Origin of the sequence: Cellulomonas carbonis, assembly GCF_014636275.1 — a bacterium.
Lineage (GTDB): Bacteria > Actinomycetota > Actinomycetes > Actinomycetales > Cellulomonadaceae > Actinotalea > Actinotalea carbonis.
On sequence record NZ_BMEB01000001.1, the window covers coordinates 828538 to 840929 of the forward strand.

General features: G+C 72.6%; 14 protein-coding genes. 6 read left to right on the forward strand and 8 right to left on the reverse strand.

From position 1 onward, the window contains the following. Positions 1 to 5: 5 nt before the first annotated feature. Entirely contained in the window at positions 6 to 566 is a 561-nt protein-coding gene (locus IEV86_RS03820; protein ID WP_229734456.1) for a YbjN domain-containing protein, read from the forward strand. A gap of 10 nt (positions 567 to 576) precedes the next feature. Continuing rightward, positions 577 to 1041, forward strand: a complete 465-nt coding sequence (locus IEV86_RS03825; RefSeq protein WP_052425876.1) for a type III secretion system chaperone family protein — start codon at positions 577 to 579, stop codon at positions 1039 to 1041. Here the strand turns inward: IEV86_RS03825 and miaB are convergent. Then, the gene (miaB, locus tag IEV86_RS03830) at positions 1000 to 2670 is read right to left on the reverse strand and encodes a tRNA (N6-isopentenyl adenosine(37)-C2)-methylthiotransferase MiaB (RefSeq protein WP_043603189.1); all 1671 of its coding nucleotides are present in this window, start codon (positions 2668 to 2670) and stop codon (positions 1000 to 1002) included. The genes IEV86_RS03825 and miaB overlap by 42 nt on opposite strands. 145 nt (positions 2671 to 2815) lie before the next feature. Here miaB and IEV86_RS03835 point away from each other — a divergent pair, with 145 nt between their 5' ends. The 4 genes from IEV86_RS03835 (at position 2816) to IEV86_RS03850 (ending at position 6195) form a co-directional block, all read left to right on the forward strand. Further along, positions 2816 to 3580 (forward strand): amino acid ABC transporter ATP-binding protein, encoded by a 765-nt coding sequence (locus IEV86_RS03835; protein WP_043603122.1) that lies wholly within the window; start codon positions 2816 to 2818, stop codon positions 3578 to 3580. Between the two features lie 84 nt (positions 3581 to 3664). After that, positions 3665 to 4558 (forward strand): glutamate ABC transporter substrate-binding protein, encoded by an 894-nt coding sequence (locus IEV86_RS03840; protein ID WP_438501590.1) that lies wholly within the window; start codon positions 3665 to 3667, stop codon positions 4556 to 4558. Between the two features lie 105 nt (positions 4559 to 4663). Then, complete coding sequence (locus IEV86_RS03845) at positions 4664 to 5314, forward strand: amino acid ABC transporter permease (protein ID WP_043603128.1); 651 nt, start codon at positions 4664 to 4666, stop codon at positions 5312 to 5314. Then, positions 5311 to 6195, forward strand: a complete 885-nt coding sequence (locus IEV86_RS03850; RefSeq protein WP_052425877.1) for an amino acid ABC transporter permease — start codon at positions 5311 to 5313, stop codon at positions 6193 to 6195. Before IEV86_RS03845 ends, IEV86_RS03850 begins: the two co-directional genes overlap by 4 nt. A gap of 33 nt (positions 6196 to 6228) precedes the next feature. Here IEV86_RS03850 and rny read toward each other — a convergent pair whose 3' ends face one another. The 7 genes from rny to IEV86_RS03885 form a co-directional block, all read right to left on the reverse strand. Then, complete coding sequence (gene rny, locus IEV86_RS03855; RefSeq protein ID WP_052425878.1) at positions 6229 to 7707, reverse strand: ribonuclease Y; 1479 nt, start codon at positions 7705 to 7707, stop codon at positions 6229 to 6231. A 23-nt stretch (positions 7708 to 7730) separates the two neighbouring features. Continuing rightward, positions 7731 to 8243 (reverse strand): regulatory protein RecX, encoded by a 513-nt coding sequence (locus tag IEV86_RS03860; RefSeq protein WP_229734457.1) that lies wholly within the window; start codon positions 8241 to 8243, stop codon positions 7731 to 7733. Between the two features lie 80 nt (positions 8244 to 8323). Then, on the reverse strand, positions 8324 to 9337 hold the full coding sequence (gene recA / locus IEV86_RS03865; protein WP_188484547.1) for a recombinase RecA: 1014 nt from the start codon (positions 9335 to 9337) through the stop codon (positions 8324 to 8326). 235 nt (positions 9338 to 9572) lie between these two features. Continuing rightward, on the reverse strand, positions 9573 to 10373 hold the full coding sequence (locus IEV86_RS03870; protein ID WP_043603135.1) for an ABC transporter permease: 801 nt from the start codon (positions 10371 to 10373) through the stop codon (positions 9573 to 9575). 1 nt (position 10374) lies between these two features. Further along, the gene (locus IEV86_RS03875) at positions 10375 to 11202 is read right to left on the reverse strand and encodes an ABC transporter permease (protein WP_081978495.1); all 828 of its coding nucleotides are present in this window, start codon (positions 11200 to 11202) and stop codon (positions 10375 to 10377) included. Then, positions 11202 to 12116, reverse strand: a complete 915-nt coding sequence (locus IEV86_RS03880; RefSeq protein ID WP_043603202.1) for an ABC transporter ATP-binding protein — start codon at positions 12114 to 12116, stop codon at positions 11202 to 11204. Before IEV86_RS03880 ends, IEV86_RS03875 begins: the two co-directional genes overlap by 1 nt. 20 nt (positions 12117 to 12136) lie before the next feature. Next, a complete protein-coding gene (locus IEV86_RS03885) occupies positions 12137 to 12364 on the reverse strand; it encodes a DUF3046 domain-containing protein (protein ID WP_043603206.1) in 228 nt (75 codons plus the stop codon). Positions 12365 to 12392: the final 28 nt, after the last annotated feature.

The following is a 12392-nucleotide window of genomic DNA, read 5'->3' on the forward strand; positions in this document are numbered from 1 at the left end:
CACCGATGGGCTTCATGGCGTGGGTCCGCCGCGCACGTACCACCGTGGCGGGAGGCGGCGCCGGGGGACGTCCCCTCCCCGGGCTCCTCGGCGGCCCGGCGCGGACCCCGCCCGACCAGGGCCTCCCGCCGGACGTGCCGACGCCGCTGTCGCGCGCACGGCTCACCGCGTGGTTCGAGGAGCACGGCTACACGTACTTCGTCGACAGCGACGGCGACGTCGGCGGCCTCTGGCGCGGACGCCTGTTCTACTTCTTCTGCTTCGGCCAGCGCGGGGAGATCCTCCAGGTGCGCGGCCAGTGGCACCGCGAGTTCGCGATCGAGCGCCTCACCGAGGTCCTCGAGGTGTGCAACACGTGGAACGCCGACCGCCTCTGGCCCAAGACGTACGCACGCGTGCGCGACGACGGCATGGTCCACGTCACCTGCGAGGTCGCGACCGACCTCGAGCACGGCGTGACCGACGAGCAGCTCGGCCAGCTGCTGCACTGCGGACTGAGCACCGCGACCGTCTTCTTCGACCAGCTCGACGAGCTGTACCCCGACCCGGCGAGCGAGGCACCGTGAGGGCGGCGTCGTGAGCGAGCAGCACACCCGACCCCTCGACCGGGCGCGCGTCGAGGCGTACCTCACCGGCCGGGGCTACCGCATCGCCGTCGACGAGGACGGCGACCTCACGGGGACCTGGGACGGCAACCGCTTCTGGTTCATCCTGTCGGGCGAGCGCGACGAGATCCTCCAGGTCCGCGGCCGCTGGCAGCGCACGCTCCCGGCGACCCGACGGACGTCCGCGCTCCTCGCCGTCAACGACTGGAACCGCGAGCGGATCTGGCCCAAGGTCTACCTGCGCGACGAGGAGGACGGGACGGCCCTGTACACAGAGGTCTCGGTGGACCTGGAGCACGGCGTCACGGACGACCAGCTCGGTCAGCTGGTCGCGTGCGGGCTCGGGACGGGGGCGCAGTTCTTCGCGGCGCTCGCGGGACTGGTGCCCGACGCGTCACCGGGGGACGGCGGGCATCCCGAGCAGGACGGGGCCTGAGGCGGTCGCTGCGGCCGCGCCGTGCCCGTGACCGTCGTCCTCGCCACCACGCGCCCGCTCGCGTGCGGCCCACGCGTCACCAGCCCGCGTCCGCCGGACCGCGTACGGCCCGCCGGTGAGCGCGGAGTCCGCGACGAGGTGGTGAGGTGCCGCGTGCGTGACCCGCACCGTGACCAGGTCGCCCGGACGGGCGACGTCGTGCGGCACGTCGCGCGCACTGCGCGGGTCGGGAGCGCCGTCGACGGCGGGGCTGGGCGCGGCGGCGCGACCGACGACGTGCGGCGGCTCGGCGAGGTGGACGAGCCGGTTGTCGGCCGCCCGCCCCGTGATGCGCCGTGTGGCGCCGTCCTTGCGGCCCTCCCCCTCCGAGACGAGCACCTCGACGGTGCGGCCCACCTGCGCGGCGTTCTCCTCGGCGGAGATGCGCTCCTGGAGCGCGACCAGCCGCTCGTAGCGCTCCTGGACGACCGCCTTGGGCAGCTGGTCCGGGAGGGTCGCGGCGGGTGTGCCGGGCCGCGGCGAGTACTGGAAGGTGAACGCCGAGGAGAACCGCGACGCCTCGACGACCCGCAGGGTCTCGACGAAGTCCTCCTCGGTCTCGCCCGGGAAGCCGACGATCACGTCGGTCGTGATGGCGGCGTCGGGCATCGCCGCGCGCACGCGGTCGAGGATCCCGAGGAACTTCTCCGACCGGTACGAGCGCCGCATGGCGCGCAGGACCCGGTCCGACCCGGACTGGAGGGGCATGTGCAGGCTCGGCATGACCGCGGGCGTCTCGGCCATCGCGGCGATGACGTCGTCCGTGAACGACGCCGGGTGCGGCGACGTGAAGCGGACGCGCTCGAGCCCGGGGACGGCGCCCACGGCGCGGAGCAGCTTGGCGAAGGCCTCGCGGTCGCCGAACTCGACGCCGTAGCTGTTGACGTTCTGGCCGAGCAGCGTCACCTCGATCGCACCCTCGGCGACGAGGGCCTCGACCTCGGCGAGGACCTCCCCGGGGCGGCGGTCGCGCTCCTTGCCCCGCAGGTGCGGGACGATGCAGAACGTGCACGTGTTGTTGCACCCGACGCTGATCGAGACCCAGCCCGCGTACACGGACTCCCGGCGCGTCGGCAGCGTCGACGGGAAGACCTGGAGCGACTCGGCGATCTCGACCTGCGCCTCGGCGTTGTGGCGGGCGCGCTCGAGGAGGACGGGAAGGGCGTCGAGGTTGTGCGTGCCGAAGACGACGTCGACCCACGGGGCGCGGTCGACGATCCCCGACCGGTCCTTCTGCGCGAGGCAGCCGCCGACGGCGATCTGCATCCCGGGGCGCTCGTTCTTGACCGCCGAGAGCTGGCCGAGGTTGCCGTACAGGCGCGAGGCCGCGTTCTCGCGCACCGCGCACGTGTTGATGACCACCACGTCGGCGCGGGAGGCGGCCGCGTCCTCGGCCGGTGCCGGGACGTACCCGGCAGCCTCGAGCATCCCGGCCATGTGCTCGGAGTCGTGCACGTTCATCTGGCAGCCGAGCGTCCGCACGACGTAGGTGCGTGCGGTGGAGCGGGGCACCTCTGCGGCGGGCTGGGGCACCCCGGCGGTGGACTGGGGTGCGGCGGCGGGTCGGGGCCCGGGGAGCGTCGTGGACATCGCCACCAAGGGTACGGCGCGCTCCGGTGAGGGCCGGCAGCCGCCGGGACAGCCGCGCCCCGCCCGGTGATCTCTTGACCCTTCGTTGCCGTTCCGTGACGCTCGCAGGTAGCCGGATCGACCTCTTCCGCCCTAGGTTCGACGGATGAGCCAAGATCGCGCGAGCGGCACGCAGGACGCGCTCGTCGTCCTCGAGCGCGTCAACAAGCACTTCGGACCCCTGCACGTTCTCCGCGACGTCGACCTCACGGTCCGTCGGGGCGAGGTCGTCGTCGTGATCGGGCCGTCCGGGTCCGGCAAGTCGACGCTGTGCCGGACCATCAACCGCCTCGAGCCCATCGACAGCGGCCGGATCACGATCGACGGCGTCCCGCTGCCCGCCGAGGGCAAGGCGCTCGCACGCCTGCGCGCCGACGTCGGGATGGTGTTCCAGTCGTTCAACCTCTTCGCGCACAAGACGGTGCTCGAGAACGTGACGCTCGGGCCGGTCAAGGCCAAGCGGGCGTCGCGCAAGGAGGCGCAGGAGCAGGCGATGGCGCTCCTCGAGCGGGTCGGCGTCGCGAACCAGGCGGGCAAGATGCCCGCGCAGCTGTCGGGCGGGCAGCAGCAGCGCGTCGCGATCGCGCGTGCCCTGGCCATGCGGCCCAAGGTCATGCTCTTCGACGAGCCGACCTCCGCGCTGGACCCGGAGATGATCAACGAGGTGCTCGACGTCATGACGGCGCTCGCGCACGAGGGCATGACGATGGTGGTCGTGACCCACGAGATGGGGTTCGCCCGCCGCGCCGCGGACCGGGTCGTCTTCATGGACGGAGGCCTCATCGTCGAGGAGGCCGACCCCGAGACGTTCTTCACCGCACCGCGCTCGGAGCGCGCACAGGACTTCCTGTCGAAGATCCTCACCCACTGACCCACCCCGGGTCCTGACCCGACCGACGAACCACGACACGGCCGCCGCGCGGCGGCCGGGAACGAGAGGGACGAGATGCGGACGATGCGCAGACGAGGCGCCGTGGCGGTCCTGGCCGCGAGCGTGCTGGCCCTGACCGCGTGCGGCGGGGACGCCGAGGAGCCGACCGAGGAGCCCGGCGCCGGCGAGGAGACGACCGACGCAGGCGGCGAGGAGGGCGCGGCGGAGTTCGCCGAGGGCTCCACGATGGCCGAGCTGTCCGAGGCGGGCAGCATCACGATCGGCACGAAGTTCGACCAGCCGCTGTTCGGCCTCGTCGGGCCGAACGGCGAGCCCGAGGGGTTCGACGTGGAGATCGGCAAGATCATCGCGGGCGAGCTCGGCATCGAGGAGGACGGGATCACCTGGGTCGAGACGATCTCCCAGAACCGTGAGTCCTTCATCGAGACGGACCAGGTCGACCTGGTCATCGCGACCTACACGATCAACGACGACCGCAAGGAGCGGATCGACTTCGCGGGCCCGTACTACGAGGCCGGGCAGTCGATCCTGACGCTCGCGGACAACGAGGACATCCAGGGCCCGGACGACCTCGCGGGCAAGAAGGTCTGCACCGTCTCGGGCTCGACGCCCGAGGCGAACCTCCTCGAGAACTTCCCCGAGGCCGAGGTCGTGCCGTTCCAGGCGTACTCCGACTGCCTCACGCCGCTGCGCAACGGCCAGGTCGACGCGGTCAGCACCGACAACGTCATCCTCGCGGGCTTCGCGGCCGAGAGCGACGACCTCGAGGTCCGGGGCGAGCCGTTCACGGAGGAGCCCTACGGGATCGGCCTGGCCAAGGGCGACGACGAGTTCCGCGACTGGGTCAACGACGTGCTCGAGGAGATCTTCGAGGACGGCCGCTGGACCGACGCGTGGGAGTCGACGGCCGGCACGGTGCTGCCGACGCCCGAGCCGCCCGCCGTCGACCGCTACTGACGGACCGAGCACACCTGACCTGACGCGGGTGGGGGCGCCGAGCGCGGCGCCCCCACCCGTCGGGGCCTGCGGGCCCCCGTCCTTCGATCCCCCAGGAGCGCACCGGTGGACGCCGTCTTCGCCGCCTTCCCGACCTACCTCTCGGGATTCGCCGTCACGCTTCAGCTCACCGCGTGGTCCGCGGCGATCGCGATGGCCCTCGGTCTCGTCGTCGCCGCGCTGCGCGTCTCGCCGTTGCGCCCGTTCCGCTTCTTCGCGGCCGCGTACGTCGAGGTCCTGCGGAACATGCCGCTCACGCTGATCTTCTTCTTCGCTGTCTTCGTCCTGCCCCAGTTCGGCGTGATCCCGCCGCTCGGCTTCTGGACCGCGGTGCTGTGCCTGTCGACCTACACGTCCGCGTTCGTCGCGGAGGCCGTGCGGTCCGGGATCAACAGCGTCGGCGTCGGTCAGGCCGAGGCCGCACGAGCGATCGGGCTGACCTTCGGCCAGACGCTCGGTGAGGTCGTCCTCCCCCAGGCCGTCCGGACCGTCGTGCCTCCGCTGATCAACGTGTTCATCGCGCTCGCGAAGAACACGTCGGTCGCCGCAGGCTTCGCGGTCGTCGAGCTCACCGCCGCAGGGCGGCGCCTGTCGCAGGGCAACCCGTCCGACACGATCCTCCTGCTGGTCGGGGTCGTCGTGTTCTACCTGCTCATCACGATCCCGATGGGCGTCATCGCAGGCGCCGTCGAGCGGAAGGTGGCGTTCAGCCGATGACCTCGGTCCTCTACGACGCACCCGGTCCCGTCGCGCGGCGGCGCGAGCGGTGGGGCTCCGTCATCGGCTCGGTCGTGGTGCTCGTGCTCCTCGCCGTCGGCGCCGTGGCTGCCGCGCGCAACGGGGTGTTCGACGCCGACCGGTGGGACGTGCTCTACGACCCGCCCAAGCAGACCGCGGCGGACGTCTGGCGCAGCCTCCTGGTCACCGGCCTCGGCGCGACGCTGCGCGCCGCTGCACTCGCCGCACCCCTCGCCCTCGCGCTCGGCGTGGCGCTCGCGGTCTGGCGCTCGACGCGGCTGCGGGCGCTGCGCATCCCTGCGGTCGGCGTGATCGAGCTGTTCCGCGGCGTGCCCGTCCTCCTGATGATGTTCTTCGCCCTGCTGGCGCTCAAGCTGAGCTCGTTCGAGGCCGTGGTGTTCGGGCTCGTGGTCTACAACATGGCGATCGTCGCGGAGATCCTGCGAGCGGGCCTCGCGGCCCTGCCGAAGGGTCAGGCCGAGGCCGCCTACGCGCTGGGGCTCTCGCGCCCGCAGACGCTCTTCACGATCCTGCTCCCCCAGGCGGTCCGGCTGATGATGCCGTCGCTCGTGGCGCAGATGGTCGTGCTCCTCAAGGACTCCTCGCTGGGGTTCATCGTGGGGTACCAGGAGCTGCTCAAGGTCATCCAGAACAACAGCTACTTCTACGGCAACAACTACGCGTTCGCGCTCTTCACCGTCGGGACCGTCGTGTACCTCACGGTGAACCTGTCGCTGTCGTGGTTCGCGCGGTGGCTCGCCCGACGGACCTCCGCGCAGGGGAACCCGGAGGCGGTCGCCGAGGCCGCGCAGCGGCCGGGCACCGGCCCGGGAGCGGACGCGGGCGCACGTCCCGTCTGACGCACCGGACCCTGTCCGTCGGGGCGCACGCGGTCAGCCCGCGGTCGCACTCACGCGCAGCTCGCGGATCACCGTGACGGTGATCTCGCCCGGGAAGGACAGGTCCTTCTCGATGTGCCGGGCGATGGCCTGCGCCATCTCGGGCAGCGACCGGTCGTCGACGACGGACGGCTCGACGACCACGCGCACCTCGCGGCCCGCAGCCATGGCGACCGCGCGCCGCACGCCCTCGTGCGCGGAGACGAGCGACTCGAGCGTGTCCATCCGCTCGATGTACTGGTCGAGCTCCTCGCGGCGCGCACCGGGACGGGCCGCGGAGCACGTGTCGGCGGCCTGGACGAGCACCGCCTCGACGGACTCCATCGGCACCTCGTCGTGGTGCGCCGCGATCGCGTTGACCACGACGGGCGACTCGCCGAGCCGACGCGCGAGCTCGGCCCCGAGGGCCGCATGGGTTCCGGGGTTGTCGGCGGTCAGCGCCTTGCCGATGTCGTGGAGGAACGCCGCACGCCGTGCGACGTCGACGTCGGCGCCGATCTCTGCGGCCATCGCGGCCGCGACGTGCGCGCTCTCGACGAGGTGCGCGAGGACGTTCTGGCCGTAGCTGGTCCGCAGCCTCAACCGGCCGAGCACCTCGACGAGCTCCGGGTGCAGCTCACCCACGCCAGCCTGCTCCGCAGCGTCGTGGCCGGCGGCGACCGCCCGCTCGTGCGCGCCCTTGAGCGCGTCCGAGTACGCGATCTCGATCCGCTGCGGGTGGATGCGTCCGTCCTCGATGAGCGACGCGAGCGCCACAGCGGCGACCTCGCGCCGCTCGGCGTCGAAGCTCGAGAGCGTGACGGAGTCCGCGGTGTCGTCGACGATGACGTTGACGCCCGTGAGGGCCTCGAAGGTGCGGATGTTGCGGCCCTCCTTGCCGATGATGCGGCCCTTCATCTCCTCCGCGGGGAGCGGCAGCACCGTGACGACGCTCTGGGCGCTCGTCGGACCGGCGACGCGCTGCACGGCTGTGGCCACGACGGCGCGCGCCCGCTCGTCCGCGGTCCGGCGTGCGCGCGCCTCGATGCGGCGCACCGCGGCGGCCGCCTCGTGCTCGGCCCGCTCGGTCGCGAGGCGCACCTGCTCTGCCCGCGCCTCGTCGGCCGAGAGCCCCGACACCGACTCGAGCCGGGCGTGGAGCTCGCGCTCGGCCCCCTCGCGGACGGCGTCTGCGTGGTGACGCGCCGTCGCGGCGGCGTCACGCTCGGCGTCGGCCTCGGCGAGACGCCGCTCGGCGAGCTCGGTGAGCCGCCGCAGCTCACGACGCTCCTCGGCGGCGTCCTGCTCGCGGGACGTCAGCCGCTCCTCGCGTCGCTGCGCCTCGGCCATGAGGGCGCGGGCCTCGTCCTTGATCGTGGCGACGTCGGCGGCCGCCTGCGCCCGGGTCGCGGCCGCCTCGCGACGAGCGAGCAGGACGAGCGTGAGCGCGACGAGGCACGCGAACAGGAGGACCAGGACGGTCGCGGCTTCCACGGATCTCCTTCGGGACACGTCCCTCAGTCGGGAATCGGCTCCTCAGGATCCCACGCCGCACCGCCGTCCTCGGACACGCCTCGCCCTGCGTCGGCTCCCGCGCGCTCGTCCGCGAGCATCTCGCGGACCAGACGCCCCGCGAGCGAGCCCGGGTACCCCTTGCGGGCCAGCATGGCGAGCGCGCGACGGGCCTTCACCTCGGGCGCGAGATCCCGACCGGCGCGCCACCGCCGCTCGAGGAGCTGTCGGGCGGTGGCCTCCTCGTCGTCGGCCTCCACGCCCGCCAGCGCGGCGTGGGCGTCGTCGTCGCCGACGCCGCGCCGGCGGAGCTCGAGCGCGAGAGCACGTCGTGCGAGACCACGGCTCTCCCGTTGCGAGCGCACGAGGATGTGCGCGTACTCGGCGTCGTCGATCAGCCCGACCTCGGTGAAGCGGTCCAGCACGGCGGCCGCGACGTCCTCGGGGACGTCACGGCGCGCCAGCGCCTGCTCGAGCTGGTGCCGACTCCTCGGCGCGCCCGTCAGGAGCCGGAGCACGATCGCCCGGGCGACCGACTCGTGATCGGGCTCGCGGTCCTCCGCCGCAGATCCGGACGGCGGAGGCTCCGGTGCGCGCGTCAGAAGTCGACCCCTGCGGCGGGATCGGCAGGAGCGTCGACGCGGGCACCGATCCCCAGCTTCTCCTTGATCTTCTTCTCGATCTCGTTGGCCAGGTCCGGGTTGTCGCGCAGGAATCCGCGCGCGTTCTCCTTGCCCTGACCGAGCTGGTCGCCCTCGTACGTGTACCAGGCGCCCGACTTCCGGATGAACCCGTGCTCGACGCCGAGGTCGATCAGGCCACCCTCACGCGAGATGCCGACGCCGTACAGGATGTCGAACTCCGCCTGCTTGAAGGGCGGTGCGAGCTTGTTCTTGACGACCTTGACGCGGGTGCGGTTGCCGACGGCGTCGGTGCCCTCCTTGAGCGTCTCGATGCGTCGGATGTCCATGCGGACCGAGGCGTAGAACTTCAGCGCCTTGCCACCCGTGGTGGTCTCCGGCGAGCCGAAGAACACGCCGATCTTCTCCCGGAGCTGGTTGATGAAGATCGCCGTCGTCCCCGAGGCGCTGAGCGCACCGGTGATCTTGCGGAGCGCCTGCGACATGAGCCGCGCCTGGAGGCCGACGTGGCTGTCGCCCATCTCGCCCTCGATCTCGGCCTTCGGCACGAGCGCCGCGACCGAGTCGATGACGACGATGTCGATCGCGCCCGACCGGATCAGCATGTCCATGATCTCGAGCACGAGGAGCGCGTCGGTGTCGACGCCGAGCTTCTTGGCGTACTCCGGGTCGAGTGCGTGCTCGGCGTCGATGAACGCCGCGATGCCGCCCGCCCGCTGCGCGTTCGCGACGGCGTGCAGCGCGACCGTCGTCTTGCCGCTCGACTCCGGGCCGTAGATCTCGATGACCCGGCCGCGCGGCAGGCCGCCGATCCCGAGCGCGATGTCGAGCGAGATCGACCCGGTGGGGATGACCTCGACGGGGGCGCGGCCCTCGTCGCCGAGGCGCATGATCGACCCCTTGCCGAACTGGCGGTCGATCTGGGAGAGGGCGGCCTCGAGGGCCTTCGAGCGGTCAGCAGGAGCGGGCATGTCTCCACCTCGGTTCAGGGGGCGTCCGCCCCGGTCGTGCACGGTCTCGTTGTCTCGGTGCCCGACGCTACGACCCACCACCGACACGAGCCGGAGGCGCCCGGGGCCCCTGTGGAGCCCCGGCGACGCGCCGTCCTGGGGACCAGCGTAACGAACACCTGTTCGATCCGCCGCACCCGGTCACCGACACGCCGGACCGACGTCCGGCGACGCCGTGGGGGTCCAGGGCGTCGGGTCAGCGCAGCAGCAGGCGCTCGATGCGCCGCCCGGTCCAGACCGTTCCGACCGCACCCATGACCGCGAGGTACCCGACGTGCACCGCCATCCCACCGGTGACCTGGCCCAGCATGAGGTCCCGGATCATGGCCACCCCGTGGTACAGCGGCGTCGCCTGGACCACTCCCTGCACCGCGGCGGGGTAGGCCGAGAGCGGGAAGAACGTCGCCGAGAACAGGAACATCGGCAGGATCGCGAGCTGGAGCCAGTCGAAGTCGGCCCACGTGCGCATGTACGTCGCGACGGCCATGCCGACCGAGGCGAACGCCCAGCCGACGAGCGTCGCGGCGGGGAGCGTCAGCACGGCCCACCACGAGGTCACCGCGCCCGCGAGGGTCGCCACCAGCAGGAACGCCGCCGCGTAGACCAGCCCGCGCAGGAGCGCCCACGTGATCTCGCCGACGGCGACGTCCCGCGGCCCGAGCGGCGTCGCGAGCACCGAGTCGTAGAGCTTGGCGTACTTGAGCTTGAAGAAGACGTTGGTCGTCGAGTCGAAGACCGCCCCGTTCATCGCCGACGCCGCGAGGAGAGCCGGGGCCACGAAGACCGCGTACGGCACGAGGCGCCCGTCCCCCGCGTCGACGTCCCCGACCAGCGCCCCCACGCCGACACCCATGGCGAACAGGTAGAAGACCGGCTCGAAGAAGCCCGACACGATGATCGTCCACGTCCGACGGAACGACCGGTAGTTGCGCTCCACGAGCGTGCGCGCCATGCCGGCGCCCGCAGGCACCGGCAGCACGTCGGCGAGGCGGGCCACGTCACACCACCATCCGACGCGTCAGGACCCGGACCGCGACGACGACGCCGGCGACGAGCCACAGCGTGACGAACGCGAGGTGGCCGACGACCGCCCACGGCTCGACGACGCCGAGCGTGAGCGCGCGGCAGACCTCGACCGTGTGCCACAGCGGGGTCGCCCAGGCGACGGGCTGCAGCCACACCGGGAGCTGGTCGACCGGGAAGAACGTGCCCGAGAACAGCGACAGCGGCATGACGACGAAGCGCAGGAGCACCGTGATGCCCCGATCCGTCTCGAGCCGCGCGGTGTAGGCGTAGCACCAGGCCGCGAACGCCATCCCGCCCAGGACGGCGACGGGTGCCGCGAGGACGCCCCACCACGACCGGACGGTGCCGAGCGCGGCCGCGACCGCGAGGAAGACCGACGACGCGAGCGCGACGCGCACGAGCACGAAGACGAGATGGCCCACGACGACGTCGACGGGCGCGAGCGGCGTCGAGAGCATCCCGTGGTACGTGCGGTCCCACTTGATGCTGCCCATGACGGAGAACGTCGTCTCGCCCGCGGCGACCTGCAGCGCGGTCGCGGCGAGCACGCCCGGGGCGACGAAGAGCAGGTACGGCACGCCGCCCGCCCCGCCCGCGCCGTCGTCGACGAGGCGGCCCAGTCCCCACCCCATGCCGACCAGGTACAGCAGCGGCGCGAGGAAGCTGCTCACCGCGGTCCCGAACCACATCCGGCGGTACCGCACGAACCAGTGCGCCGTGACCGCGGGCCAGCCACCGCCGCGGGCCACGGGGCCCACGGGGACGTCGACGTCGGCGCCGACCCGGTCCTCGACCGCCATCAGTCCACCAGGGTCCGGCCGGTCAGGTGCAGGAACACGTCCTCGAGCGTCGAGCGACGCACGAGCGCAGAGACCGGCTCGACCCCCCGGCGCACGACCTCCGACTGCGCTCGCTCGCCGTCGTCGACGTACAGCAGGAGCCGGTCGGGCAGCACCTCGACGCGCTCGGCGACGCCCTCGACCGCCCCGACGTGCTCGGCGTGGTCGAGCGTGTCGAGCCGCAGCTCGAGGACCTCGCGGGTGGAGTGCTCGGCGATGAGCGAGCGCGGCGAGCCCTCGGCGACGATCCGGCCGTGGTCCATGACGACGAGCCGGTCGCACAGCTGCTCGGCCTCGTCCATGTAGTGCGTCGTGAGCACGAGCGTCACGCCCTCGCGCTTGAGCCGGAAGAGCCGGTCCCACAGCACGTGCCGCGCCTGCGGGTCCAGGCCGGTCGTCGGCTCGTCGAGCAGCAGGATGCTCGGCGAGTTGACCAGCCCGCGCGCGATGGTGAGCCGGCGCTTCATGCCGCCCGAGAGCGGCTCGACCACGGAGCCGGCCCGGTCGGCGAGCTGGGCGAAGTCGAGGAGCTCCGCCGCGCGACGGCGCACCTCGGCGCGCGGGATGCCGAAGTAGCGCCCGTAGACCCAGATGTTCTCCTCGACGGTCAGCTCCTCGTCGAGCGTGTCGCGCTGGGGCACGACGCCGAGCCGGGCCCGGATCGCGGCGCCGTGCGTGCGCGGGTCCATGCCCAGGACCGTCAGCTCACCGGCCGTCGGCGGCGACACGCACCCGATCATCCGCATCGTCGAGGACTTGCCGGCGCCGTTGGGGCCCAGGAAGCCGAACGCCTCGCCCGGCATGACGTCGACGTCGATCCCGTCGACCGCCGTGAACGAGCCGAACTCCTTGACGAGCCCCCGGGCGCGGATCATCGGCGCGGCCGCCCCCGCCGTCACCGGCGCTCCCGAACCGCGTGGTCCCGGCCCAGCCGCTCGTGCTCCGGGACGCCCATCGCGTCGCACAGCGCACGCCAGACGACGCGCGGGTCGACCCCCTCGTCGAGCGCCTCCTGGGCCGTCCTGTCACCCAGCGCACCGAGGACCTGGTCGCGCACGAGCGCCGGCCCCACCTGCGGCCCGAGCACCTCCCGGACGAGCTCCCGGAACTCGCTGTATCGCACCGGGACAGCCTGCCACGCCGTTCCCCGG

Bases quoted from the DNA above. Each gene is read 5' to 3' on its own strand.
- IEV86_RS03820 (WP_229734456.1), top strand. From the start codon at position 6: ATGGGCTTCATGGCGTGGGTCCGCCGCGCACGTACCACCGTGGCGGGA.
- miaB (WP_043603189.1), bottom strand. From the start codon at position 2,670: ATGTCCACGACGCTCCCCGGGCCCCGACCCGCCGCCGCACCCCAGTCC.
- IEV86_RS03835 (WP_043603122.1), top strand. From the start codon at position 2,816: ATGAGCCAAGATCGCGCGAGCGGCACGCAGGACGCGCTCGTCGTCCTC.
- IEV86_RS03840 (WP_438501590.1), top strand. From the start codon at position 3,665: ATGCGCAGACGAGGCGCCGTGGCGGTCCTGGCCGCGAGCGTGCTGGCC.
- IEV86_RS03850 (WP_052425877.1), top strand. From the start codon at position 5,311: ATGACCTCGGTCCTCTACGACGCACCCGGTCCCGTCGCGCGGCGGCGC.
- recA (WP_188484547.1), bottom strand. From the start codon at position 9,337: ATGCCCGCTCCTGCTGACCGCTCGAAGGCCCTCGAGGCCGCCCTCTCC.
- IEV86_RS03875 (WP_081978495.1), bottom strand. From the start codon at position 11,202: ATGGCGGTCGAGGACCGGGTCGGCGCCGACGTCGACGTCCCCGTGGGC.
- IEV86_RS03880 (WP_043603202.1), bottom strand. From the start codon at position 12,116: ATGATCCGCGCCCGGGGGCTCGTCAAGGAGTTCGGCTCGTTCACGGCG.